The 25,630-nt window shown below is 32.4% G+C and carries 21 protein-coding genes, 1 tRNA gene and 1 other RNA gene; 12 read left to right on the forward strand and 11 right to left on the reverse strand.

Annotated features, from left to right (window positions below):
• Window positions 1–128 precede the first annotated feature (128 nt).
• Window positions 129–1,691: an NAD(P)/FAD-dependent oxidoreductase gene (locus QVZ41_RS00795; RefSeq protein WP_302882655.1), complete on the forward strand. Its 1,563-nt coding sequence runs from the start codon at window positions 129–131 to the stop codon at window positions 1,689–1,691.
• Window positions 1,692–1,883: 192 nt separating this feature from the next.
• On the opposite strand, the gene QVZ41_RS00800 is transcribed toward QVZ41_RS00795, so the two are convergent.
• On the reverse strand, window positions 1,884–2,939 hold the full coding sequence (locus tag QVZ41_RS00800; protein ID WP_302882656.1) for a hypothetical protein: 1,056 nt from the start codon (window positions 2,937–2,939) through the stop codon (window positions 1,884–1,886).
• Between the two features lie 506 nt (window positions 2,940–3,445).
• Here QVZ41_RS00800 and QVZ41_RS00805 point away from each other — a divergent pair.
• Both QVZ41_RS00805 and QVZ41_RS00810 read left to right on the forward strand, forming a co-directional pair.
• Window positions 3,446–4,756 carry a DEAD/DEAH box helicase gene (locus QVZ41_RS00805; RefSeq protein WP_302882657.1) on the forward strand — a complete coding sequence of 437 codons (1,311 nt, stop codon included), beginning with the start codon at window positions 3,446–3,448 and terminating at the stop codon, window positions 4,754–4,756.
• Between the two features lie 38 nt (window positions 4,757–4,794).
• The gene (locus QVZ41_RS00810; RefSeq protein ID WP_302882658.1) at window positions 4,795–5,742 is read left to right on the forward strand and encodes a DMT family transporter; all 948 of its coding nucleotides are present in this window, start codon (window positions 4,795–4,797) and stop codon (window positions 5,740–5,742) included.
• Window positions 5,743–5,857: 115 nt separating this feature from the next.
• Here the strand turns inward: QVZ41_RS00810 and QVZ41_RS00815 are convergent, their stop codons facing one another.
• Window positions 5,858–7,168 (reverse strand): DEAD/DEAH box helicase, encoded by a 1,311-nt coding sequence (locus QVZ41_RS00815; protein ID WP_302882659.1) that lies wholly within the window; start codon window positions 7,166–7,168, stop codon window positions 5,858–5,860.
• 185 nt (window positions 7,169–7,353) lie between these two features.
• Here QVZ41_RS00815 and QVZ41_RS00820 point away from each other — a divergent pair, with 185 nt between their 5' ends.
• Window positions 7,354–8,208, forward strand: a complete 855-nt coding sequence (locus tag QVZ41_RS00820; protein ID WP_302882660.1) for an RluA family pseudouridine synthase — start codon at window positions 7,354–7,356, stop codon at window positions 8,206–8,208.
• A gap of 95 nt (window positions 8,209–8,303) precedes the next feature.
• On the opposite strand, the gene ffs is transcribed toward QVZ41_RS00820, so the two are convergent.
• Window positions 8,304–8,402: signal recognition particle sRNA small type (gene ffs, locus QVZ41_RS00825), an RNA gene on the reverse strand.
• A 136-nt stretch (window positions 8,403–8,538) separates the two neighbouring features.
• Here ffs and QVZ41_RS00830 point away from each other — a divergent pair.
• From QVZ41_RS00830 to QVZ41_RS00845, 4 genes are read left to right on the forward strand one after another with little or no spacing between them, the layout of a single operon-like run.
• Window positions 8,539–9,051: a DUF4199 domain-containing protein gene (locus QVZ41_RS00830; protein ID WP_302882661.1), complete on the forward strand. Its 513-nt coding sequence runs from the start codon at window positions 8,539–8,541 to the stop codon at window positions 9,049–9,051.
• A 7-nt stretch (window positions 9,052–9,058) separates the two neighbouring features.
• Window positions 9,059–10,012, forward strand: a complete 954-nt coding sequence (locus QVZ41_RS00835; RefSeq protein ID WP_302882662.1) for a glycosyltransferase family 2 protein — start codon at window positions 9,059–9,061, stop codon at window positions 10,010–10,012.
• 57 nt (window positions 10,013–10,069) lie between these two features.
• Window positions 10,070–11,788 carry a phospho-sugar mutase gene (locus QVZ41_RS00840; RefSeq protein ID WP_302882663.1) on the forward strand — a complete coding sequence of 573 codons (1,719 nt, stop codon included), beginning with the start codon at window positions 10,070–10,072 and terminating at the stop codon, window positions 11,786–11,788.
• Window positions 11,789–11,791: 3 nt separating this feature from the next.
• A complete protein-coding gene (locus tag QVZ41_RS00845) occupies window positions 11,792–13,624 on the forward strand; it encodes an ABC transporter ATP-binding protein (protein WP_302882664.1) in 1,833 nt (610 codons plus the stop codon).
• 58 nt (window positions 13,625–13,682) lie between these two features.
• On the opposite strand, the gene QVZ41_RS00850 is transcribed toward QVZ41_RS00845, so the two are convergent.
• Window positions 13,683–14,222 (reverse strand): Smr/MutS family protein, encoded by a 540-nt coding sequence (locus tag QVZ41_RS00850; RefSeq protein ID WP_302882665.1) that lies wholly within the window; start codon window positions 14,220–14,222, stop codon window positions 13,683–13,685.
• 77 nt (window positions 14,223–14,299) lie between these two features.
• Between QVZ41_RS00850 and QVZ41_RS00855 the strand changes: the two genes are divergently transcribed.
• The gene (locus QVZ41_RS00855; RefSeq protein ID WP_302882666.1) at window positions 14,300–14,932 is read left to right on the forward strand and encodes a low molecular weight phosphatase family protein; all 633 of its coding nucleotides are present in this window, start codon (window positions 14,300–14,302) and stop codon (window positions 14,930–14,932) included.
• 22 nt (window positions 14,933–14,954) lie between these two features.
• On the opposite strand, the gene QVZ41_RS00860 is transcribed toward QVZ41_RS00855, so the two are convergent.
• The gene (locus QVZ41_RS00860; RefSeq protein ID WP_302882668.1) at window positions 14,955–18,152 is read right to left on the reverse strand and encodes a T9SS type A sorting domain-containing protein; all 3,198 of its coding nucleotides are present in this window, start codon (window positions 18,150–18,152) and stop codon (window positions 14,955–14,957) included.
• 332 nt (window positions 18,153–18,484) lie between these two features.
• A tRNA-Leu gene (locus QVZ41_RS00865) sits at window positions 18,485–18,566 on the reverse strand.
• Between the two features lie 90 nt (window positions 18,567–18,656).
• Between QVZ41_RS00865 and QVZ41_RS00870 the strand changes: the two genes are divergently transcribed.
• Complete coding sequence (locus tag QVZ41_RS00870) at window positions 18,657–20,054, forward strand: dipeptidase (protein WP_302882669.1); 1,398 nt, start codon at window positions 18,657–18,659, stop codon at window positions 20,052–20,054.
• Window positions 20,047–20,514, forward strand: coding sequence for an OsmC family protein (locus QVZ41_RS00875; protein ID WP_302882670.1), 468 nt, complete (start codon window positions 20,047–20,049; stop codon window positions 20,512–20,514). Before QVZ41_RS00870 ends, QVZ41_RS00875 begins: the two co-directional genes overlap by 8 nt.
• Before the next feature lie 86 nt (window positions 20,515–20,600).
• Here QVZ41_RS00875 and QVZ41_RS00880 read toward each other — a convergent pair whose 3' ends face one another.
• From QVZ41_RS00880 to QVZ41_RS00890, 3 genes are all read right to left on the reverse strand, one after another.
• Window positions 20,601–21,329: an esterase family protein gene (locus tag QVZ41_RS00880; RefSeq protein WP_302882671.1), complete on the reverse strand. Its 729-nt coding sequence runs from the start codon at window positions 21,327–21,329 to the stop codon at window positions 20,601–20,603.
• A 16-nt stretch (window positions 21,330–21,345) separates the two neighbouring features.
• On the reverse strand, window positions 21,346–21,954 hold the full coding sequence (locus QVZ41_RS00885; RefSeq protein WP_302882672.1) for a GDSL-type esterase/lipase family protein: 609 nt from the start codon (window positions 21,952–21,954) through the stop codon (window positions 21,346–21,348).
• 72 nt (window positions 21,955–22,026) lie between these two features.
• Window positions 22,027–22,386: an MmcQ/YjbR family DNA-binding protein gene (locus QVZ41_RS00890; protein ID WP_302882673.1), complete on the reverse strand. Its 360-nt coding sequence runs from the start codon at window positions 22,384–22,386 to the stop codon at window positions 22,027–22,029.
• Between the two features lie 86 nt (window positions 22,387–22,472).
• Here QVZ41_RS00890 and QVZ41_RS00895 point away from each other — a divergent pair, with 86 nt between their 5' ends.
• Window positions 22,473–23,813 carry an aldehyde dehydrogenase family protein gene (locus QVZ41_RS00895; protein ID WP_302882674.1) on the forward strand — a complete coding sequence of 447 codons (1,341 nt, stop codon included), beginning with the start codon at window positions 22,473–22,475 and terminating at the stop codon, window positions 23,811–23,813.
• Here the strand turns inward: QVZ41_RS00895 and hemW are convergent.
• The gene (gene hemW / locus QVZ41_RS00900) at window positions 23,810–24,934 is read right to left on the reverse strand and encodes a radical SAM family heme chaperone HemW (protein WP_302882675.1); all 1,125 of its coding nucleotides are present in this window, start codon (window positions 24,932–24,934) and stop codon (window positions 23,810–23,812) included. The genes QVZ41_RS00895 and hemW overlap by 4 nt on opposite strands.
• 140 nt (window positions 24,935–25,074) lie before the next feature.
• Entirely contained in the window at window positions 25,075–25,629 is a 555-nt protein-coding gene (gene ruvC / locus QVZ41_RS00905) for a crossover junction endodeoxyribonuclease RuvC (protein WP_302883461.1), read from the reverse strand.
• Between the last annotated feature and the right edge of the window lies 1 nt (window position 25,630).

Here is a 25,630-nt window from a genome sequence, read left to right on the forward strand (position 1 = left end):
AACTGTTCCCTTAAATAAATTATAAAGACTGATGATGATGAGTAGTTCGCTATTTCTCATCATCTTTTTTTATATGGATTACCTATCAACCTATTAAATACTAGCAATAAATAAACTATTTTTGCATCATGGTAAAAGAGATTCAACTTCGTATAAAACTGCAAGAAGAAACCAAGGCGAACATTTTAGAAATGAAAGCGGCGGAATGGTTAAGTATTTCTAGAAAAGACATTACAACTGTAAAAGTCTTACGTAAATCTATTGATGCTCGTAAACCTCAAATTTACTTTAACTATAAGGTAGCCGTTTATATTAAAGAAGCTGCTCCAGAGCAATCAGAATATCAATTTAATTACCAAGATGTTAGTAACAAACCAGAAATTCACATAGTAGGATTTGGTCCTGCGGGAATGTATGCAGCTTTACGTTGTATTGAATTGGGATACAAACCTGTGGTCTTAGAACGTGGTAAAAATGTACAAGACAGACGTAGAGATTTACGTCAAATCAACCAATTCCATAACGTAAATGAAGATTCTAATTATTGTTTTGGTGAAGGTGGTGCAGGTACTTATTCTGATGGAAAATTATACACTAGAAGTTTAAAGCGTGGTGATGTTCGTAGAATTTTTGAAAACTTGGTGTACCACGGAGCTACAGAACAAATTTTAGTTGATGCGCATCCGCATATTGGAACCAACAAACTTCCTAAAATTATTGCTAAAATTCGTGAAAACATCATCCATTACGGAGGAGAAGTTCATTTTGAATCTAGAGTGGTTGACATCATTACCAAAAACAACAAACTACAAGCCATTCAATTACAAGATGGACGTGAACTAAGTGCCAAAGCATTAATTTTAGCCACAGGTCATTCCGCTCGTGATATTTATGAATTGTTAGATAAAAAACAAATTGCCTTACAAGCAAAATCTTTTGCCATGGGGGTTCGTGTAGAACATCCTCAACAAATTATTGATGGGATTCAATACCATTGTGAAGGGAGTAGACACGAATTGTTGCCTGCTGCCGCATACGGATGGGTAGAACAAGTACGTGAACGTGGTGTGTACTCTTTCTGTATGTGTCCTGGTGGATTTATTGTTCCTGCTGCAACCGCCAACGGTGAAGTGGTGGTGAACGGAATGTCTCCATCCAAACGAAATAATGTATTTGCCAATTCTGGAATTGTAGTAGAGATCAATGCTCAAAAAGATTTACAAAAATACGAGCAATACGGAGCTTTAAAAGGATTGCAATATCAAAAAGATTTAGAACGATTGGCTTTTACTGCTGGAGGAAGATCTCAAACAGCTCCCGCACAAAGATTAACCGATTTTATTGACGGGGTTTTATCACCCTCACTAAATCCAACCTCTTACCAACCCGGATTAAATTCTGCACCATTACATTCTCTTTTACCTAAAGCCATTGGAGGTAGATTAAGAAAAGGTTTTACGCAAATTGGAGAAAAAATGCACGGATACAATACCAATGAAGCAAATATTGTAGGGGTAGAATCTAGAACCTCATCTCCCGTAAATATTCCAAGAAAAGAAAACTTAGAACACCCAGAAATTCAAGGATTATACCCTTGTGGTGAAGGTGGTGGTTATGCTGGTGGAATTATATCTGCAGCCATGGACGGAGAACGCTGTGCAGAGGCTGCTATTCAGAACTTAAAAGCATGATAAAATAAAAAAGTTTCATGTCATCCTAAACTTGATTCAGGGGTCGCACCAAAAACTTTACAAAACCATCAACGAATGAGATGCTGAAACAAGTTCAGCATGACGGAAACAAAAAAACGTCATCCCGAAATAAATTCAGAATGACGTTTATTTAAACAATCTCTTTTTATCGATATTCTATAAAACTATAAACTATTCTTTAGCTAAAAATACAGAAGAAGCTGAAGCTAATGAACTATTAAAGAAGGGTGTTAAATTCCCTCCTGAACCAATATTATTAAAAGCTAAAATTCTTCCTCCACCATTACCAGCTTCGGCAATATATACTATTTGTGACTCTGCATCATAAGCAACATCTACAGGATTTCCCATCATGGTATTAGAACCCGCTACTCTTGTTTGGTTGGCTAGTGAAATCATTCCTCCATTTTGAGTAGCATTTAATTTATTAGAAAAATCTTTAATAATATGGAATCCACCATCATCTTGTCCGTTAGAAGCCAAAGCAATATCAGTCATCACCAATATATCAGAACTAACATCATAAGTAATTCCATGAGTTCTTGTAATTCCCTCTATGGCAATACGTTTGGTTGCACTTATAGAAGCATTAGTTGTGTTGCTTAAAAAATTAGAAAAAACAGCCAATTCATTTGTAGCATCTACAACAGCATATAAATCATTTCCGTTAAAAGTAATTCCCCAAAGTTTAAAATCAGTAACAACGGTATTTCTAAGTGTAAAACTTCCGTTTGTCATTTCGTAAATGTATAAACTACCATCAGGAGTGTTCATGTCTCCGTCTACATCAGCGTTATCAGCTACAACATATAAATTTCCGTTAACAGCAACTTCTCTTGGGCTCATCATATCGCTAGTCCCTGTAATACCTACACTAATAGAAGCCCCTCCTAAAATACTATTAATATTTACAAATCCTTCTAAACTATTACCTGAACGAGATGCCTGAAATACTGATTCAAAATCAGAATCATAATAAACACCATCTGCTGCTGTTGAAGAGGTCACTAATGTTTTTGATGAAATATCTTGACTAGAGGTAACATCGTAAACAGTAATATTTCCGTTTGAATTATTAGATGCAAAAAGACTTAGTTTAACATCTCCCATAACAAGGTTATTGTCATCTCCGTTATCATTACATGATACCGCTAAAGTAGAGGCAACCATAGCCATTGCAATTACAAGTTTTGAATTTGATTTTTTCATTACATTCTTAAATTTCATGATTTTTATTTTTATGATTACACCTTACTTACGCAAGAATAATGAGGATGGTTTTAAAAAATTGACTTTTTTTAATTTTAATTCTCTACAGACTTCCTTTCTAATAACAAACACAATACTTAGTCTAATAAAAAATCTAACCTTTAATTACTAGGAGTAATAAATCTACATTTGTATCAACCATACCATCATCAACAATATTATCATTACACATGATGTTGCTATAAAAGAAACGGCTAATATCATAGCTGTTATAAATTTTGAACTTATACTATTGACCACAGTTATATTTTTCATCATAATTATTCTTTTAGGTTAACTTATTTACCTACGTAAGAATGATTATGGTGGTTTTAAAAAAATTGATTTTTTTTATCTTATTGATAAAATGCAATTTATTAAAATATAATATGTGTTTTCATATGGTCTACATTTACAAAAACCAGCTTACTTTTGTGCTTAAGTTAATACTACCTTGCAAGAGGAAACAAGAACTCCATACAAACATGTCTACAAACTATAAAAATCAAGCAAGCATCCTTTCTAAATTAGGAATTACACAGTTAAATCCTATGCAAAAAGCTGCGCAAGAAGCCATTGCTAGCAACAAAGATGTTGTTTTGTTATCTCCTACAGGAACTGGTAAAACCTTAGCGTTTTTATTACCAATGCTAGAGAAATTAAATCCTAATAGCAAAGAGGTTCAAACCATTATTATTACTCCTTCTAGAGAATTGGCCATACAAATAGAGCAAGTTTTTAGAGAAATGGGAACAGGTTACAAAGCCAATTGTGTGTATGGTGGTAGACCCATGTCTAAAGACAAAATAGAGTTAGCTCATACACCAACTGTTTTAATTGGAACACCGGGTAGAATTGCAGATCATTTACGTAAGAGAAGTTTTGAAACTTTTGATATTAGTACCATCATTTTAGATGAGTTTGACAAATCTTTAGAAGTTGGTTTTGAAGCAGAGATGAGTGAAATTGTGGAATTACTTCCATCTATCAAACAAAAAATATTAACCTCGGCAACGCAAGAAATTGAGATTCCAACTTTTGTAGGGATTCAAAATCCTATAGAAATTAATTTTTTAAGTGAGAAAAAATCTCAATTGGTCCTCAAAAAAGTATTGTCTCCAGACAAAGACAAATTAAAAACTTTGGTGGATACACTTTGCCATATTGGGAACAAATCTGGAATTATTTTTTGTAATTATAAAGACAGCATTGCTAGAGTAAGTGATTATTTTAACGATCATGAAATTCCACACGGTTGCTTTTATGGAGGTTTGGAACAAAAAGACAGAGAACGTGCTTTGATAAAATTCCGTAACGGAACTTATAATATTTTAATTGCAACAGACTTGGCTGCTCGTGGATTGGACATTCCTGAAATTGATTTTTTAATTCATTATCAATTGCCTTTAAAAATAGAGGAATTCACCCACCGAAACGGTAGAACTGCTAGGATGAATAGTGAAGGAACTGCTTATGTAATTCAATGGAAAAAGGAAGAGTTACCAGAATTCATCAACATTGAGGATGTAGCGCATTTGCAACAAAATTCTTTACCAGAACCATCACCATGGAAAACTTTATTTATTTCTGGAGGAAGACAAGACAAAATATCAAAAGGTGATATTGCTGGTTTGTTAATAAAAAAAGGAAACTTGTCGGGGAATCAAGTCGGGGTGATAGAACTAAAACACGATTGTGCATTTGTATCTGTAAAACTTAAAAACACCAAACCCTTATTAGACATCATTAACAATGAAAGATTAAAGAAGAAAAAAGTTAGGATTACAGAAATTTGATTTCTTACTTTTATGACATCAACATGAAAAAGTAAAAAATGCAAACCACCGAAACCAAACCACACACTAGAAACGAAAAAATTCTCTTAATAGCCATGATCCTTAGCATGTGCACTTGGGGAACCAGTTGGACTTGTGCTAAAGTTTTAGGAACTTACACTAATGCATTAAACTTAAGTTTAATGCGTTTTATTTTAGTGCCTTTGACTTTAATTCCACTAACTTATTTTGCTAAAATTAAAGTAAACGTTAATAAAAAAGGATGGTTTCATATAGTGGGAGCATCCATCTTTATTTTATTATACACCTTGTTCTTTTTCAGAGGTGTTCACGAGGGATTTCCTGGAGCAGGTGGCGTGTTGGTAACGACTATCAATCCTATATTTGCTTACATCATCGGATTGGTTATCAGCAAAATACTACCTAGCAAACAAGAATATCTTGGATTGCTTTTTGGATTTTTAGCCGGAATGGTTTTGTTAAAAGTTTGGGACAATACAGCTGCTATTTTAGATGTGGGGAACGTCTATTTTTTATTAGCTGCTTTTGTTTGGGCGGTGATGAGTAAAATTAGTTCTCATGCCAATAAATTTGGAAACGCTATTGGATTTAGTTTGTGGACACATATTACAGCTGCCATCATTTTAGCTTATTTTGTAGATTTTAAAGAATTTCAACAGTTGCTAACTACAGCCGATACCAAATTTTGGTTAAACATACTATATTTTGGAATTGTAAACTCAGCCTTAGCCACCACTTGCTTTTTATATGTAACCGCAAGAATTGGAGCTGAAAAGGCGAGTACTTATATTTTTATTGTACCTAGTACTGCCGTATTAACTTCCTTTATATTTATTGGAGAACAAATTTTATGGAATACCGTTGTTGGAGGAGTTTTAGGGATTTTAGCCGTATTCATTATTAACGGAAAGTTTAATCGAAAAAAGAAGAAAAAAATAAATGTGATGAGAAACATTGCTCGATAAACATAAAAAATCCCAAAATGAAATTTCATTTTGGGATTTTTTATTTCGTTACTACTGATAGTGAACAGTATTATTTTTACTCTGTACTTTGTACTAAATACTTCGTACTAGATTATTATCTTCTATTTCTACTTCTCCCTAATTTAGAAGCAGCACTTTTTTTTGTTTGTACCCATTTTGGGGTTTCACCTGGTTTAGCTTTCTTTTTAGCCGTTTTAGGCTTTTGTGCTGCTTTTGGAGAATTGGTTCTTGATGGTCCTTTTTTCATCGCTTTTAATTCTTCAGCTGTTGGAGCTTTAAAATCAAAACCTTCTAAAGGTTGCATAGGCAATTTTAAGCCTAATAATTTTTCAATGTCTAAGGCAAATTTTATTTCCTCACCACATACTAAAGAAATGGCATGTCCACTTGCTCCTGCTCTACCAGTACGTCCAATTCTATGAACATAATCTTCAGGTACATTTGGTAGTTCGTAGTTAATTACGTGTGGCAACAAAGGAATATCCAATCCACGAGCGGCAATATCAGTAGCGACCAACACTCTTACCGAACTTTTCTTAAATCCGTCTAAAGCTTTGGTTCTTGCAGCTTGACTTTTATTTCCGTGAATGGCAGAGGCTGTAATACCTGCTTTCGCCAATCTTTCTGCCAATTTATTAGCACCATGTTTGGTACGTGTAAAAATTAAAACCTGACTCCAGTTTCCTTTTTTTACCATCCCAATAACGGCTTCTGGTTTGTCTCCTTTATTTACGTTGTAAAAAGTTTGTTTTACTTTTTCTGCAGTCGTGTTTTGTGGAGCAGACTCCACCGACACTGGACTATTCATAAAAGTATTTGCCAATGCTTTAATGTCTGGAGAAAACGTAGCAGAAAACAATAAGTTCTGACGTTCTTTTGGAACCAACGCTAATATTTTTTTAATATCACGTAAAAATCCCATATCTAACATTCTATCGGCCTCATCTAAAACCAATATTTCAATTTTAGACAAAGACAATGCTTCTTGGGTGATAAGATCTAATAATCTACCTGGTGTAGCTACCAATACATCTACTCCTCTTCTTAAAGTAGTAATTTGTGGTTTTGGTTTTACTCCTCCAAATATTACGGCTGATTTTATATCTAAAAATTCACTGTACTCTCTTACGTTTTCATAAACCTGTGCTGCCAACTCTCTTGTAGGAGTTAATACCAAAGCACGTATAGGTCTTCTTTTCCACTTATTTTGAGTAGATAATGAATGTAATAATGGTAATGTAAATCCTGCTGTTTTTCCTGTTCCTGTTTGTGCAGATGCCAATACATCTTTACCTTGTAAAATATGTGGAATGGCTTTTTGCTGAATGGCTGAGGGCTCTGTATATCCCTTTTTGTTGATGGCTTTTAAAATAGCCTCTGATAATCCTAAAGATTCAAATGTCATAAATATATTTTAAGAATTGGCGTGAAACCGATTCTGTAGCGGCTGCAAAGGTACGACTTAATAAATGATATTGCTCTACTTTTTTATATTGTTTGATTATGAGACAGATAGCTCCGTTTACCATTATAAATTTAGCAGATAAAACCTATAAATATTTAAGAAGAATGCTTTAGCTTCGTATAACAATGAAAATAACAGAAACCCACACTTCTCCTAACTTACCATACGGCATCAGATTGTCTGATTATGCCGTGGGGATTTTTGCTAGCATTCCAACCAAAGCCGGAATTAAAAAAGCCATCAAAAAAGGATTGATTTTGGTAAATAATCAACGTGGAATTTCAGGACAATTTATTGTTGGAGGTGAAAAAATTGAATTATTAGAAGATGAAAATCTCATCAAAAAAAACATCGATTTAGCCTTAGAAGTGCTTTGGGAAGATGATTATTTAGCCGTGATTTATAAACCTGCTGGTCTATTGGTTAGTGGTAATAAAGCCAAAACTGTAACCAACGCTTTGCCTTTTAACTTAAAACCTAGTACCTTAGAAAACGCTGTAAAACCTCAACCTGTACACCGATTAGATTTTGCCACAAGCGGCTTGTTATTAATTGGGAAAACAGCTAGTAGTATAAGGGAATTAGGAAAATTATTTGAAGACAAAACCATACAAAAAACTTACGAAGCCGTTACCATTGGTGAAATGAAAAACCAAGGAACCATTAATTTTCCTATTGATGGAAAAGAAAGTTTATCTAGTTATCTACTTTTAAAAACCGTTGATTCCGAAAGATTTGACAAGTTAAATTTGGTACAATTAACACCACATACAGGAAGAAGACATCAACTAAGAATTCACTGTGCACATATAGGCAACCCTATTTTAGGAGATGTTGAACATGGAATTGAGGAAAAGATTTTAAAAGGAAAAGGATTGTTTTTACATGCCAAATCTTTAGAATTTACACATCCTTATACACAAGAAAAACTAGTGATTAAAAAAGAAACGCCAGCAAAGTTCAACAAGCTATTTATTTAAGAATCTGAATCTTAAACCTTAGTTATTTAAAACACAAAATCCAGCTTTTTGAGCTGGATAGTTATGTAAAATAAACTTACTAATTGTCATATAAAAAAGGGCAAGCTGCCTACATCACACCGCTACAACCAAGTACCCTTGCTGCGTTCCCGCCCTGGGGGATTCCGAGGGAGCTAGTTGTGTAGGACTTGCCCGGCCGCAAATTTACAACCTTATTACAATTCTCACAACATTTAACACATGATTTTTTAACATTCAATTCATCTTGTTCAAAGCGTACACTTTAGCCTAATAAATACCTATATTTGCCTTTAAATTTTAAATAGAAAAATGAAAAATTATATAAAAACAAACCCTATTTTATTCATTTCAATTATCGCTGGATTTGCTTTTTGCCTAAACGAACACATCCCATATTTGCTATACAATAAAAATCCTTTCTTAGCAGGCTATACAAATATTCAACTATACATCCGCTTTGTAATTCCTATTATATTTACGGCACTAGGAATTATTGTTGGTCAAAAACAAAAGAAATTTATTGATTTTAAATCAATAATTAAAGTAGGGTTATCAATTGCACTTATTATTTCTCTTACCTATACTCTTTATATGTTATTGTTCATATTTAGTATTGAACCTAATACATTAGAGGAGTACAAACAAGGTGTAATCACTTTAAATACTAATACTCCTAACATGAGTGTTAATGAAATAAATCAAAAAGCTGAAGATTCAAAAAACAATTTAATAATCACCGGAGTCTTATTCACTTTTGCATCAAACTTATTTATAGGTTTTATTACTGCAGTAGTAACAGCTATATTTGTACGTAATAAATAAAACAAGCATGCAAATATCTATTGTCATTCCATTGTTAAATGAGGCGGATTCTTTACAAGAATTACACCAATGGATTGTAACCGTAATGAAACAAAATAATTACAGTTACGAACTTATTTTTATTGATGATGGAAGCACCGATGATTCTTGGAAAAAGATTACAACTTTGCAAGCTGAAAACCCAAACGTTAAGGGAATTAAATTCTTAAAAAACTTTGGAAAGTCTCAAGGATTAAATGCTGGTTTTAAAAAAGCACAAGGTGATGTTATTATCACCATGGATGCTGATTTGCAAGACAGTCCTGAAGAAATCCCAGAACTTTACAACATGGTTACTCAAGGAGGACATGATATTGTAAGTGGGTGGAAAAAGAAACGTTACGATTCTAAAATAAGAAAAAACATTCCTTCAAAATTATTCAATTGGGCAGCTAGAAAAACTTCTGGAATTGAGTTGAATGATTTTAATTGTGGTTTAAAAGCGTATCAAAAAAAAGTCATCAAAAGCATTGATGTTACTGGTGAAATGCACCGATACATTCCTATTTTAGCAAAAAATGTTGGTTTTAAAAATATTGCAGAGAAACCTGTACAACATCAGGCAAGAAAATATGGAGAAACCAAATTTGGAATCGATCGTTTTACCAATGGATTTTTAGATTTAATCACCTTGTGGTTTTTATCAAAATTTGGAAAACGTCCTATGCATTTCTTTGGATTGATGGGAACTTTTATGTTTTTATTTGGTTTTATATCAACCTCTTATATCGGAATTCAAAAATTACTTATTGTTTTTTACTATCACGAAACCGCCAAATTAGTTACCAATAATCCTTTATTTTACATCGCCTTAACCACTATGATTTTGGGAACACAATTGTTTATTGCTGGATTTATCGGGGAGATGATTTTAAAAAACAGAAAAGCAAACAATTTATACTATATTGAAAAAGAAATCTAATTCAGATTCTATATATTTATAATATCTAAAAACACTAACTTAATTTTATAATCACACATGGTAACTCCTAAAATTATTGAAGCTTCAAAACAATGGCTAACCTCTACATTTGATGCAGAAACCCAAAAAGAAATTCAAGATTTAATAGATAACAATCCCGAAGAACTAACAGACAGATTCTACAAAAACATGGAATTTGGAACTGGTGGTATGCGTGGTGTTATGGGAGCAGGAACCAACAGAATTAACAAATATACTTTAGGAAAAGCGACCCAAGGACTTTCTGATTTTTTAATTCAGAACAATCCTAACAAAGAGTTAAGTACGGTAATTGCTTACGATTGTCGCCACAATAGTAAAGAATTTGCCAAAGTAGTCGCTGATGTTTTTACAGCCAACGGAATTAAAGTTTTTTTGTTTGATGACTTAAGAACAACTCCAGAATTGTCTTTTGCTGTTAGATATTTAAAAGCAGATGCTGGAATTGTGTTAACAGCTTCTCACAACCCACCAGAATACAACGGATACAAAGTATATGGTGCAGATGGTTGTCAGATTACACCTCCTAATGATGGATTGATTATTAACGAAGTTAACAAAGTTTCTTTTGATAAAATTAAGTTCAACGCAAACGAAGATCTATTAACTTACATTGGCGAAGAAGTAGACAATGCTTTTAACCAAGTATCTGTAGACAACGGAACTTTTGGAGAAGTTGACAGAAGTGCTTTAAAAATTGTTTTTACAGCTTTACACGGAACCTCTATTAAATCAGTTCCTCAAGTTTTAAATAAAGCAGGATTTAGTGATGTACATATTGTAGAAGAACAAGCCATTCCAAATGGAGACTTCCCTACTGTAAAATCGCCAAACCCAGAAGAGCCAGAAGCTTTAGAAATGGCTACTGCATTGGCTAATAAAATAAATGCTGATATTTTAATGGGATGTGACCCTGATAGTGATCGTTTAGGAATTGCGGTAAGAGATTTAGACGGTAACATGAAGTTGTTAAATGGGAATCAAACCATGATTTTAATGACTGATTTCTTAATCAACCAAAAGAAAAAAGCAGGAAAATTAAACGGAACTCAATTCACTGCAACCACTATTGTTTCTTCAGAAATGGTAAAAGTTTTAGCAGATCATTACGGAATTGATACGGTTATTACTTTAACCGGATTTAAATGGATTGGAAAAGCAATTGCTGACAATCCAACCAAAGATTTTGTAGGTGGTGGAGAAGAAAGTTTTGGATATATGATTGGTGATTTTGTTCGCGATAAAGATGCGGTGACTTCTTGTTTATTAGCTTGTGAAATGGCTGCCCATGCAAAAGCTAATGGAACAACTTTATATCAACAATTGTTAGATATTTACATCCAACATGGATACTATAAAGAGAGTTTAATTTCTATCACCAAAAAAGGAATGGACGGTGCTGCGCAAATTCAACAAATGATTGCCGACTTCCGTGCAAATCCTGTAAAAGAAATCTTAGGTTCTCCAGTAAAATATGTTTGTGATTATGAATATTCTACAAAAAAGAATTTAATCACAGGAAAAGAAACAACTATTGATGTTCCAAAATCTAACGTATTAATTTATCATACAGAAGACGGGACAAAAGTTTGTGTAAGACCTAGTGGTACCGAACCAAAAATAAAATTCTACTTTGGCGTTAAAGGAACTTTAAATAGTCACGACCAAGCAGAAACAGTAGAAGCGCAATTAGATCAAAAAATTAAAGATGTAATTGTAGCCTTAAACCTAAATTAATGAATGAAAAATTTTAAAAGATTTTTATCCTATGCCTTGCCATACAAATGGCAAGGCTTTTTTGCCATATTATTTAACATCTTATATGCCTTATTTACCGCTTTATCGTTTGTAACTTTAATGCCGGTATTGAGTGTTATTTTTGGTGAAACAGACCCTATTACTATAAAACCTGATTTCCCTGGAATTACTCATCTAAATAAAGAGTATTTAGAAACTTTTTTAAATTATTTTGTAACCACTAACACTATAGACAACGGTATTGAAAATACCTTAACTTATATGGTTGCTGGAGTTGTTTTAGTTTTTTTACTAAAAAACATCTTTGGTTACTTGGGGAATATTTACATGATGTTTTTAAAAAATGATGTTTTAAAAGACATCAGAAATGAAATGTTTGAGAAAATTATTTCTTTACCTGTTTCCTTCTATTCAGAAAAAAGAAAAGGAGATGTGATTTCTAGAGCAACCAATGATATTGGTATTGTAAACAATACTTATTTAGATTTGGTAATCACTTTTATTAGAGAGCCTTTAAACATTGTTTTCACCTTGGTTATAATGTTTAATATGAGTTGGGAATTGTCTCTGTTTATATTCACATTCATCCCTGTTTCTGGATTTGTAATTTCTATCATCACAAAAAAAATTAAACAACAATCTACCGCTATTTTTCAACAAGGAGGAAATATGTTAAGTAGTATTGAAGAAGCCATTACAGGATTAAGAATTATCAAAGCTTTTAATGCTGAAAAATTTATTATTAACAGATATAATGAATTAAGCGATACCATTCTTAAACTAAGTAACAAGATGGGAAAACGTACCTCTGCTTCTAGTCCTACAAGTGAATTTTTAGGAATTGCAACCATTGCTTGTTTGCTTTGGTTTGGAGGAAGAATGGTATTGGTTGGTGAATCTATTGAACCAAGTCAATTTATTGTTTTTATGGGATTGGCCTATAACATTCTAACACCTGCAAAAGCTATTTCTAAAGCCAACAATAGCATTAGAACAGGAAATGCAGCAGCAGATAGAGTCATTGAAATTTTAGACAGCACCAATCCATTGGCAGATCAAAAAAATGCAGTGGAAATTACAGGATTCAATCAAGAAATTGTTTTTGATAATATTTCATTTAAGTATGATCAAGAATATGTGTTAAAGAATTTTTCTTTAACCATTCCAAAAGGAAAAACGGTGGCATTGGTTGGACAATCTGGTAGTGGAAAATCTACTTTAGCCAATTTGATCACTCGTTTCTGGGATGTTAATGAAGGAAAAATTACCATTGATGGTGTAGATATTAAAACCATCAATACAAAATCTTTAAGAGCACAAATGGGGATTGTGGCTCAAGAAGCATTGTTATTTAATGATACCATTAAAAATAACATTGCCTTGGGTATTTCTGACGCCACAGATGAAGCGGTGATGCAAGCTGCAAAAATCGCCAACGCTCATGAATTTATTAAAGACATTCCTTTAGGCTATAACAGTCCTGTTGGAGACAGTGGAGGATTGCTTTCAGGAGGACAAAAACAGAGAATTGCCATTGCTAGAGCTGTGTTTAAAAATCCACCAATTATGATTTTAGATGAAGCTACTTCAGCTTTAGATACTGAATCTGAACATTTGGTGCAACAAGCTTTGGAAAACATGATGGAAAATAGAACATCTATTGTGATTGCTCACAGATTATCTACCATTCAAAATGCAGATCTAATTATCGTAATGAAAAAAGGAGAAATTGTAGAGCAAGGAAAACACGAAGACTTGATTAGTTTAAAAGGAACCTATTACAATTTGGTGAATATGCAATCTTTAGAATCATAGCTAAAAAACACCTCATAAAAAAACAGCGTATTGATAATTTCAATACGCTGTTTTTGTTTTAAAAAGTAACTTCTGTTGCTCCCAAACCATATCTTTGATAAGAAGCTTCCTCATATTTTAAAGAATATCGATTAAAAATACTGTACAATCCATCTTTTAAGACCCCTTCTCCTACCCCATGAATGAATACAATTTTAGGGATTCTGTTCTTGATAGCAAAATCAACCTTATGCTGAGCCGTATCTAATTGTTTGTTTAAAATATCGCCATTAGACATTCCTGATTTAGATTTTACTAATTTTTCAATATGTAAATCTACCTCCATGACCACACCATATTTTTCTTGTTTAGATTTTTTAGAACTTCTTTTGTTTTGTTCTATCAACGATGCTTTTTGACGTAACATTTTGTTATTAATATCTGAGAATTTTGACATTTCAGATTGTTCTATTTCTACTAAAATCAATTGACGGGTGTCATATTCTAACTCAAAACCATCTTCATCTAAAACAAGAACGCTGTTTTTCAACACTTTAGAAACCATTCCTTTTATAACGGAGTCTTTTACCAGTACTTTATCACCTGATTTAAGTTTCATTGTTCCTTAATTATATATTAACATCTGTTTATACGTACTCTCCTATATTTGTGTTTTATAATATTAAAACACCTTAAATGACCATCCTACATAAAGCGAATGTTAAGGATTTTTTTGAAAGAGCTATCAGAAATACAAAGTTAGATATTCAAAGAGAAACTTTACTAGAAAATATAGCGAATAAAATTGTAAAAACAATTCACAAAAAAGGAGAAGTTAATATCAACTTTATATGCACTCACAACTCTAGAAGAAGTCAGTTTGCACAGGTTTGGGCCTATTATGCGATGGAATATTATGGAATTGATAACGCATCTAGTTTTTCTAGTGGAACTAGTGCTACGTCATTTTATAATGGTACTTTAAAAGCTTTAGAAGAAGCTGGTTTTAAGTTTAGTTTAGAAGAATTTAGCCACAAAAACCCTAAGTATTTAATTAATTACATTGGAGCGAAGAAAGAAGTTTTAGGTTATTCTAAGGTTATAGATGACCCTATCAATCAAACTCCTTTTATTGCCATTACTACTTGTGGAAATGCTGATGAAAATTGTCCTGTTATTTTAGAAGCTTCTGCTCGTTTTCATTTACCCTACAAAGACCCTAAATGGAGTGATGATGAAGAAAACGAAAAAGAAGTATACTTAAATACTTCAAAAAAGATTGCAGGAGAAATGGGATTGTTATTTAAGAAAGTAACAAACCTCCTTTAAAACAAGGAGGTTTGTAATACTTTTAGTGCTTAATTATTTGTGAAACACTTATACCTGCATTACTGTATATTTTAATCCAGTAGATAGCAGAACTTAAATTTGAGATATCTACGTTAACATTCTCCAATCCAGAATTAGGGATTACTGTTTTTATAATACGACCTGAAACATTGTATAATTCCAGTTTTTCTATCATAGAATTAAAAGATGGTTTTACTGTAAATGAACCCGTTGTAGGATTGGGTGAAATAGAAAACATTTCATCTAAAATATGATGATGATTACCTAAAGTTATTTCTTCTGATTCATAACATCCTAAATCTATTATACCTCCGTAAAATCTTGTATTCCCTCCTAAATCATTATCATTAGACAAATCTCCTCCAGCATTAGTATAAGCATCATTACTACCAACATTAAGAGCTGGACTACCAGATTTTAAACTAAAATCATCTTTATATGGATCTGTAAAAACGTCTGTTTCAGAAAATCCTAAAGCATTGATATTACCGTTTGAAGTATTATTACTATTCATAATAAAACTATGGCTGTTTGTTGTATATGATCCTGAATAATTATAGAAGGTATCCCATAAAACACTATTGGTAATTTTAAAAGTTGAAGCTACATTATAAAATCCACTTCCACTGTCAGCGTTATTCAAAGCCAAAGTCACATTCGTAAAATTAGATGAAGAATTATTATTATAAACTCCTCCACCATTCATAGCACTATTACTATGTATTAAAACATTGATTAACGTAGGTGCAGAATTGTTATCATTAAAAATACCTCCTCCAGAAGTTACAGCTGTATTATTTGCTAATGTAGCATTAAACATTTTAGGAGAAGAATTAAAATTAGCCATACCACCACCGTTTTTAGCATTATTATTGCTTATGAAAGTATTAGATATACTAGGAAAAGAAGAAAAGTTATAGATTCCTCCTCCATTATTTTCAGCCCTGTTATTCGTAATGGTCACATTAAACAAACTAGAATCTGCATAATTATAATTATATATAGCTCCTCCCAAATTTCCAGCTACATTTTCGTAAAAAGACACTTTGTTCAAAAAAAGAGAACTACTATTCAAATACATTGCACCTCCATTATCTGCAGATGTATTTTCTTTAAATATTGCATCTGTAATTGTAGGAGCAGATGATAAACTACAATACATTCCACCACCTGCAACACTAGCTGAGTTTGTATTAATTATGATGTTATTAAATGTAGGAGAAGCATGGTTATATAAAAATATACCTCCCCCGTAATTTCTATTAATGGTTTGACTATTTACTGTTATACTACCAGAATCATTGGCATTACCTTTAGAAATAGTAAAACCATCAATTAAAGCAACTCCAACATTCTCTGTAGCTAGTAACACATGATAAGTATTATCGCTAATATCATTTTGCTTATTAATATCACCGCTTAAAATGGAGGTATAAGTTTCTGATGTCAAACTCCTGTCTGTTACATTGGTTTCTGCTCCAGAGAAACTACCATAAATTTGTACGTTTTTTACTAACAAAAAGGCATTGTCTCTTGTTTGATTGGTTCCAAAATCAGCTCCATCTTCTGGACTATATAGTGGATTATAAATCCCACTAGCTACCCATATTTGTAGTGGCGTACTTGCCCATTCTGTATTTTGATTATTATGAGCCCAAAGTAAAGCATCTGCTAATTCTGGTATCGCATTTTTCCAAGAATTACCACTTCCATTTCCTGTACTAACATTCTTGTTTACATATAAAATATTACTGCTATCAGAGTGAATCACCTGATACTCATTAGGACCTATATCAATTACTCCTTCCAGATATCTGGTATTACCTGTTAAATCGGTATCATCATTTAAGTTACCTCCTATACCGGTATAAATTGAATTGTTTCCTGCATTCACTGCTGGACTAGAGCTTAACAAACTATAATCATTATTTGTTGGATCGGTAAAAATATCAAAAGCAGAAAGTCCCGAAGCGTCTATATTACCATTTAAAGTGTTAGAAGAACCTTCTATAATACTATGATTAGAGGTATATGTTGCTGAAGAAGTATTTCTAATAATTCCAAAAATAATGCTATTACCAATAGTAACCCTAGAATATAAGTGATTGTATATAGCATGACCTGTAGAGTTAGATTGTGATATATTCTTAATTAAGGTTGTATTTACCATAGTAGTTTTAGAAGTAGAGGTATAGTAACAACCTCCACCATACATACTTGCCCTATTATTAGAGATACAACTATTTATAAGTTTTAAGCGTGTACCAAAACCATACAACCCTCCACCTGATATTGCAGTATTTTCAGTTATTAAGACATTGGATAATACAGCAGATGAATAACGGTCATACACTCCACCACCATAACTAGATGCCGTGTTATTACTTATAGTAGCATTATTTAATTTTAAGGGAACTTCATAATTGTATATTCCTCCTCCAAAACTTGCTGTATTTTTTGTTATAGATACATTTTTGATTGTTGAACTTGTATCTAAAAAAAACATTCCCCCACCTTGATTATAACGTATAGCATTACCGCTTACTAAGTATTCTTCACTACCACCGTTAGCGTTTCCTTTAGTTATTGTAAAACCATCTAGAATTGCATTATTTTTATTTCCACACGCAATTACAACATGATAAGTGTTCTCAGAATTATCTCCACCATTATCATCATCGTTATTAAGATCTCCACTTAATATAGTTTCATTTTCAGTAAGACTGAGATCCCTTTCACTTAACGACTTTTCTGTTCCTTTAAAATTTCCATAAAGATTAACATTTCCAACCATTAAAAAAGCATTACCTCTTGTTTGGTTTGTTCCAAAATTAGAACCATCTTCTGGACTATATAACGGGGTATACGTTCCGCCAGCAACCCAAATCTGTAAAGGATTACTTGACCAAGCAGTATCTTGATTGTTATGAGCCCAAATTAATGCATCTGCTAATTCAGGAATTGCATTTGCCCAAGAATTACCACTTTTATCTCCTCCACTTACATTTTTATTTACATATAAGACATTATTAGTGCTAGGAATGATTGTATTGATTAGCGCTACATCATGAATCAAAACTTTAGGTTGAATTTCATGTTCTTTAACAAAAGATTCAAGTATTTTTCTGTTTTCAAAATACCTTGCATTAATTGTACTGGATATCAGCACAATAAAAATAAAAAATAGTTTTTTTATCATATTGATTGTTTTTTAATTATTAGTCTAGTTTATCTATTTTGAAAAGGTTATTTTATAATATATAAACTATACTGCAAAAGTATGTTTACACCAAACATGAATAAATAAGTAACTCCAGTAAATAATACGTATGGTACGTACAAGTCTACCTCCCAAAGCACAGGAGGTTTATATATTATTTCTTTACTGTTTAGAAATAATTCTAAAAAAAATTACTTGTTATAAGTTTTAGATAATATGTGAAGAGAAACAAATAACAAAGGAGTGTCTCTCGCCTTAACCTCAAATAAAGAGCATAAAAAAAGGCTTCACAATTATGAAGCCTTTTTTTGTACAGGCGGAGAGACTCGAACTCTCACACCTCGCGGCACTAGATCCTAAGTCTAGCGTGTCTACCAATTCCACCACGCCTGCAGTTAAAATCTTTAACGACTGCAAATATAAACAATAGTTACAATTTGCAAAGAGAAATATTATATTTTAGTAATTCTTTAATATTTCATCATGAAAAACATAAATCAATACATCTCCAACCACAAAGAACGCTTTTTAAATGAGCTTATTGAACTCTTAAAAATCCCTTCTATAAGTGCAGATTCTAATTACAAACCACAAATTTTACAAACTGCCGAACACGTTTCCAATGCTTTAGCAGAGGCTGGTTGTGAAAACATACAAATATTATCAACCAAAGGAAATCCTGTAGTTTATGCAGATAAAATGATAGATCCTAATTTACCTACCGTTTTGGTTTATGGACATTATGATGTACAACCTGCAGATCCTATTGAACTTTGGGACACGCCTGCCTTTGAACCGACCATTAAAAAAACAGAAATTCATCCAGAAGGAGCCATTTTTGCCAGAGGAGCTTGTGATGACAAAGGTCAAATGTTTATGCATATCAAAGCCATTGAGTTTTTAATTGCTACAAATCAATTACCATGTAACGTAAAATTCATGATTGAGGGAGAAGAAGAAATTGGATCGCCAAGCCTTGCTCCTTTTATTAAAGAACATGTTGAATTGTTTAAAAATGATGTGATTTTAATTTCAGATACGGGAATGATCTCTAATCAACAGCCTTCTATTACTACTGGTTTGCGTGGATTGAGTTATGTAGAAATTGAAGTTACAGGACCTAATAGAGATTTACATTCTGGTTTTTATGGAGGTGCTGTGGCAAATCCTATCAATATATTAAGTCAAATGATTGCCAAACTTCATGATAAAAACAATCACATTACCATTCCTGGTTTTTATGATGATGTATATGAATTGTCTGAGGAAGAAAGAACAGAAATGGCCAAAGCTCCTTTTGAACAAAAAGACTATAATAAAGCCTTAAATATTGAAGAAGAATGGGGAGAAAAATCTTTTTCTACCCTTGAGAGAAGCACCGTAAGACCTACTTTGGATGTAAATGGAATATGGGGAGGTTATATTGGTGAAGGAGCTAAAACCGTATTACCATCAAAAGCGTTTGCTAAAATTTCTATGCGATTGGTTCCTGGTCAGGATCCTGACAAAATCACTCAATTATTTACCGACTACTTTATGAGTTTGGCTCCAAAATCTGTAAAAGTAGTAGTAAAACCTCATCATGGAGGAAAAGCCTACAGAACTCCGCTAGACTCAACAGGTTATCAAGCAGCTTACAAAGCTTATGCAGAAACTTTTACCAACACCCCTATTCCACAACCTTCAGGAGGAAGTATTCCTATTGTTTCTTTGTTTAGCGAAGTTTTTAAAAGTCATACTATTTTAATGGGATTTGGATTAAACAGCGATGCCATTCACTCTCCTAACGAACATTATGGTTTGTTTAACTTTTACAAGGGAATAGAAACCATTCCATATTTTTATCAATACTTTACAGAAATACATCAACAAAATGCGTAACGAACATACTTACAAAATTGGCTTAGAGTGGAAAGGAAAACTTGCCACAGATAAAAGGAACAGGTTGCGATATGAGCGTATTTATGAATTAAGTTTTAACAACAAACCAAATTTAATGGGGTCTGCTGATGCTACTTTTCATGGAGATCATACTTTATATAATCCTGAAGAAATGTTGCTAAGTGCTCTGTCATCATGTTATATGATGTCTTTTTTTTACTTGTGTGGATTGAAAAATATAGAAATTGCGAGTTATAGTGATGAACCCATTGGAATTCTAAAAGTAAACCCTAATGGAAGTGGACAATTTGATGAAGTGACCTTACAACCTTCTATTTGTATCAAACACAAAGATGCCAAGGAAATTGAAGTAATTTTTAATGAAGCTCACAATTATTGCTTTATTGCTAGGTCTTGTAATTTTAATATTAACCACGCTCCAAGAATAGATTATTATTAAAAGATACTTCTCGATACAAATCTCTACATTACATTACGAGACTTACTCGAAGTGACAGAGATTTATGAGATTACAATAATCAGTTTTTAAATATAAATAGCTACCATTTTTCGCCAATATTTGGCTCTATGTGCTTCGCCATCCCATTCGTGAAATTGATAAGAAATTTCCTTTTCATCAAGAATGGTTTTTAATTCATAGTTGCTTTCTAAAAACAAATCATTTTTACCAATCACTAAAACAATATCTAATTTTTTGATGTCGGAAATTAAAGCTCCATCATCCAAGTTTTTTAAATACTGATTAGGCATGTGATAGTACACAAAATCATTGTGATACCCACCTAATAAATCATCAAAATAACCTTTGCAAACTGTTAAATCATAACGCCCACTCATTCCCACAACTTTACAAAACAAATTAGGATGTCTCATGGCAATATTTACCGCATGATAAGCTCCCAAACTGCAACCCGCAGAAATTACGTTTGGATTGTTATTTACTTGGTGCATTAAAGGAAAAACCTCGTTTAACAAATAATTTTCATATTGACAATGTCTGTAAATTCTATGTCCAGGATGATCTTGTACATTGTAAAAAGTTTCTGTATCAATACTATCAATACAAAAAAGTTGTAAATGTCCTTCCTTAATTTTTTCTTCTAAAGCTTTAATAACTCCCCAATCTTCATAATCAAAAAAACGTCCCATTCTTGGAGGAAAAAACAAGACTTTTGCACCTGAGTGACCAAAAACCAACAATTCCATTTCTTTTTCTAAATTGGGACTGTACCATTTATGGTATTCTCTTTTCATAGCTTTTCTTTAAAAATTAAGACATTTCTAACACTGGAAATGATTCTTTATGTGTTTTAATGATATCATACCAAACTTTGTAACCTTTACTGTTTAAATGTAAACCATCCTCTATAAAATAGGCTTTGTTAGGTTTTCCTGAAGCGTCTAACATAGCTTCGTAAATATCTATAAAGTATAAGTTTTTATCTTCTTTGGTTATTTCCTTAATATTACTATTTGTATATCGAATGCTACCTTCTAAGTACCATCTACTAGGACTTGGTTTGATAGACACAAAAGTTACGGGAATATTTCCATAATCTTTCCTAATTTGATCTAATAAAGTTCTAAAAAACAAAACTACTTCTTCAGGATGTCTTCCATCACCTAAGTCATTGTCACCAGCATAAATCATAACTGCCCTAGGATTTAATCCTTTAAAATTTTTTTTATAAAACCAAGAACAAGCTGCCAGTGTAGAACCACCAAATGCCATATTAATTGGAGTAAATTCTTTAAAAAGTTTAGGAATTTCATTCCACAAGTTAAAAGAAGAACTACCGTAAAAAACCATATTGGGTTTGTATGTTAACTTTTTCTTTTCTCGCTCTAATCTTTCTAACTCTTCATGATACCAAAACATCTTCCACTTTTTTAAATCGAGGGCTAAAGTTAATCAAAATTTATGCTTCAAGCATAACATCCTGAAATTTAACTATTTTATAAAACCTAATTCCTTTTGTTTCTTTTTTGTAAAGCTATTTACTACCAAATCATAAGAATGGTCTATCCATTTTTTTATTTCATCTGTAGACATTTCTGAAGCTAACAAAATAGTATTCCAATGTTTTTTATTCATGTGAAAAGCTGGTGTTACCGATGAATATTTTTCTCTTAACTCCACAGCCAAATCAGGATTGCATTTTACATTTACTGCATGTGGAATTCTTTCTAAACCAGCCAAAGTAAACATTTTATCAGATACTTTAAAAACCAAGGTGGATTCATCAAAAGGAAAACTCTCGCTTACATGAGCTTTAGAGATACAATACATTCTTAAATCTTCTATATTCATTTTTCATCAATTTTTCTTAGGACAGAACAGGATGCCTACTAAGATACATTTTGTAAGTTTGTAAATCAAACTTTGCATATTTTCTAATGATTATTACCACCAATCCATATACTCAAAAAAAGATTCATCAATACTCTTTTTTAACAGATGATGAGTTGCATTTAAAACTGAATGCCACTCAAGAAAGTTATAAAAATTGGAGAAATATTTCTTTTAAAGAAAAAGAACAGTTAGGATTAAAACTAAAAGAGTTAATGCTAAATCGTAAAGAAGCTTTGGCAAACCTTATTAGTATAGAAATGGGAAAACCCATTACTCAATGTTTGGCCGAAGTAATAAAAACCAGTACCCTTGTTGATTACTTTACTCAAAACACAACTGCCTTTTTAGAAAACCAAACTTTAGATGAAAACACTTATGTAAGTTATCATCCTACAGGAGCCGTTTTTGGAATTATGCCGTGGAATTTTCCACTTTGGCAAGTATTCCGTTATGCGTTCCCAAACATTATGGCAGGAAATGTTTGTTTGTTAAAGCACGCTCCAAACGTTACAGGTTGTGCCGTAGCTATTCAGCAATTATTTGAAGATGCAGGATATCCAAAACATGTTTTTACTAATTTAATTATTGATATTCCACAAGTAGAACAAGTTATTGCTCATCCAATTGTACAGGGTGTTTGTTTAACAGGTAGTACAAAAGCAGGAAGTTCTGTAGCTGCTTTAGCAGGAAAACATTTAAAAAAATCTGTATTAGAATTGGGAGGAACAGATGCTTCTATTATTATGGAAGATGCAGATTTTGATACCGCCTTAACCTCTGCTTTTGATTCTAGAACTGCTAATTCTGGTCAGGTATGTATTGCTGCTAAAAGAATTTTTGTGCCTAAAAATAAATTAGAATATGCTATTTCCTTTTTTAAACAGAAGATAGCGAATTTAAAACATGGAAATCCTTTAGAAAAAAGTACTCAAATAGGCCCTATTTCTAAAGCTGAATTTTTACCTATTTTGCAAAATCAAGTTGAAGAAACCATTAAAAACGGAGCGAAATTAATGGTAGGGGGAAAAATAAACAACCCTTTTTACGAAACTACTTTGTTAATTGTAAACAAAGACAATCCGATGTTAAAAGAGGAAATTTTTGGACCTGTTATTTGCGTAATTCCTTATGAAAACGCTGATACTTTAATTGACGAAATTAACAATTCTGATTACGGTCTAGGAACCGCTATTTGGACAACAAATATTGAAAAAGCCAAAATATTGGCTACAAAAATAGAAGCGGGTTATGTCTCCATCAATTTTAAAGTAACAAGCGATCCTAAATTTCCTTTTGGAGGAATTAAAAAATCTGGTTATGGAAAAGAACTGGGAGAGCATGGTTTAAAAACATTTTTAAATGCCAAAACCAATACCATCGCTTAAACCCAAAACAATTCGCTAGCAATTCCATCAGCTAAAAACTTTCCTTTTTGAGTAGTTTTTAGCTGATGTTGTTTTAAAGATAAAGTGCCATTTTCTAAAAAAGGTTGAATCTGTTTTTCTAAAAAAGTCCTTGTTTTCAAACCATAATCTTGAGAAATCTTTTCTAAAGACACGCCCCAAATAGTTCTCAAACCCGTCATGATATATTCGTTGTACTGATCTTTGATAGTCAACGTTTCTTGAGTGAAAGGCAAATTATTTTCCGATAAAGATTTGATGTATTTAGCATTGTTAGCCACATTCCAACTTCTAACTGTTCCTTTAAAAGAATGTGCCGAGGGTCCAAAACCTAAATACCATTTTCCTAACCAATAAGAAGTATTGTGCTTGGAGTAAAAGTTCGGCTTTCCAAAATTTGATATTTCATAATGATCAAATCCTGCTTGGATTAAGGTATCAACCAAAATATCAAAATGTTGTGCTGCTAGACTTTCATCAATGGCAGGATATTTTCCTTTTTTAATAAAATTATCCAAAGCAGTTCCTTCTTCAACCGTTAAAGCGTAAGAGGAAATATGTGAAATTCCAAAATCTAAGGCTTGTTGAATATTTTGTTTCCATTCCTCATTAGACAATCCTGGAATTCCATACATCAAATCAATGGTAATATTGTCAAAATATTGTGTAGCTGTTTGCAAGCATTGTTTTACTTCTTGAGACGAATGTGCTCTGTTCATCATTAGCAACTCTTTATCACCAAAAGATTGCACCCCAATACTCAACCTATTAATTTCTGTTCGGACTAACTCTTTTATTTTATCATCTGTTAAATCATCAGGATTGGCTTCTAAAGTAATTTCAGGAAACTGAACTACCTCATAGTTTTCTCTAATCATTTTAATGATGTTTTTAATTTCATCAACCTCCAAAATACTTGGTGTTCCTCCTCCAAAATAAATGGTTTCTACTTTTTTGTTTTTAAATTCATTAGCTCTTAAAATAATTTCTTGTGCCAATGCTTTTAATAAAGGTTCTTTATTTTTTAAGGAAGTAGAAAAATGAAAATCGCAATAATGACATGCTTTTTTACAAAACGGAATGTGCAAATAAATACCTGACATTTTTATTGATGATTTGTTGATTTGTTTAACTGCTTAGTTACTTTTTCACTAATTTGTAATTAACCTCTGAGCATTTTATCTTTATTATGTTGATGTTAATTACTTAAACCATTTCACAAATAAACGATTAAGCAACTCAACTACTTTACTATCTTACTTTCATTCTGACTCACAAAACTTGCCCAACCTGTATAGTTTTTCCCTCCAACTTTAACACCGCTGTTAAAAAAGTGACAAACGGCTGCCGCCAAACCATCGGTAGCATCTAAGTTTTTGGGTAACGTTTTTAAATCTAATAAACTCTTAAGCATTAAAGCTACTTGTTCTTTACTGGCATTTCCATTTCCGGTAATGGCCATTTTAATTTTTTTAGGTAAGTATTCTGTCACTGGAATATCTCTAGACAAACCAGCAGCCATAGCCACTCCTTGTGCCCTACCCAACTTTAACATCGATTGTACATTTTTTCCAAAAAACGGAGCTTCAATAGCCAATTCATCTGGGTGATACGTGTCTATTAATTCTATGGTTCGTTCAAAAATCAAGCGTAGTTTTACATAAGGATCGCTGTATTTACTTAACAACAATTCGTTCATTTGAACAAACTCCATTTTTTTTCCTACGACCTTAATTACTCCAAATCCCATAATGGTGGTTCCAGGGTCTATACCTAATATGATTTTTTCTACAGCCAAT

The sequence above is a fragment of the Wenyingzhuangia gilva genome (assembly GCF_030519655.1).
In the GTDB taxonomy this organism is placed as follows: Bacteria; Bacteroidota; Bacteroidia; order Flavobacteriales; family Flavobacteriaceae; genus Wenyingzhuangia; species Wenyingzhuangia gilva.

Coding starts and splice junctions, on each gene's coding strand:
- hemW (WP_302882675.1), bottom strand. CDS start 24,934: ATGTCAGGTATTTATTTGCACATTCCGTTTTGTAAAAAAGCATGTCAT.
- QVZ41_RS00815 (WP_302882659.1), bottom strand. CDS start 7,168: ATGACATTTGAATCTTTAGGATTATCAGAGGCTATTTTAAAAGCCATC.
- QVZ41_RS00820 (WP_302882660.1), top strand. CDS start 7,354: ATGAAAATAACAGAAACCCACACTTCTCCTAACTTACCATACGGCATC.
- QVZ41_RS00875 (WP_302882670.1), top strand. CDS start 20,047: ATGCGTAACGAACATACTTACAAAATTGGCTTAGAGTGGAAAGGAAAA.
- QVZ41_RS00805 (WP_302882657.1), top strand. CDS start 3,446: ATGTCTACAAACTATAAAAATCAAGCAAGCATCCTTTCTAAATTAGGA.
- QVZ41_RS00885 (WP_302882672.1), bottom strand. CDS start 21,954: ATGTTTTGGTATCATGAAGAGTTAGAAAGATTAGAGCGAGAAAAGAAA.
- QVZ41_RS00795 (WP_302882655.1), top strand. CDS start 129: ATGGTAAAAGAGATTCAACTTCGTATAAAACTGCAAGAAGAAACCAAG.
- QVZ41_RS00850 (WP_302882665.1), bottom strand. CDS start 14,222: ATGAAACTTAAATCAGGTGATAAAGTACTGGTAAAAGACTCCGTTATA.
- QVZ41_RS00855 (WP_302882666.1), top strand. CDS start 14,300: ATGACCATCCTACATAAAGCGAATGTTAAGGATTTTTTTGAAAGAGCT.
- QVZ41_RS00890 (WP_302882673.1), bottom strand. CDS start 22,386: ATGAATATAGAAGATTTAAGAATGTATTGTATCTCTAAAGCTCATGTA.
- QVZ41_RS00800 (WP_302882656.1), bottom strand. CDS start 2,939: ATGAAATTTAAGAATGTAATGAAAAAATCAAATTCAAAACTTGTAATT.
- QVZ41_RS00870 (WP_302882669.1), top strand. CDS start 18,657: ATGAAAAACATAAATCAATACATCTCCAACCACAAAGAACGCTTTTTA.
- QVZ41_RS00895 (WP_302882674.1), top strand. CDS start 22,473: ATGATTATTACCACCAATCCATATACTCAAAAAAAGATTCATCAATAC.
- QVZ41_RS00835 (WP_302882662.1), top strand. CDS start 9,059: ATGCAAATATCTATTGTCATTCCATTGTTAAATGAGGCGGATTCTTTA.
- QVZ41_RS00880 (WP_302882671.1), bottom strand. CDS start 21,329: ATGAAAAGAGAATACCATAAATGGTACAGTCCCAATTTAGAAAAAGAA.
- QVZ41_RS00810 (WP_302882658.1), top strand. CDS start 4,795: ATGCAAACCACCGAAACCAAACCACACACTAGAAACGAAAAAATTCTC.
- QVZ41_RS00840 (WP_302882663.1), top strand. CDS start 10,070: ATGGTAACTCCTAAAATTATTGAAGCTTCAAAACAATGGCTAACCTCT.
- QVZ41_RS00845 (WP_302882664.1), top strand. CDS start 11,792: ATGAAAAATTTTAAAAGATTTTTATCCTATGCCTTGCCATACAAATGG.
- QVZ41_RS00860 (WP_302882668.1), bottom strand. CDS start 18,152: ATGATAAAAAAACTATTTTTTATTTTTATTGTGCTGATATCCAGTACA.
- QVZ41_RS00830 (WP_302882661.1), top strand. CDS start 8,539: ATGAAAAATTATATAAAAACAAACCCTATTTTATTCATTTCAATTATC.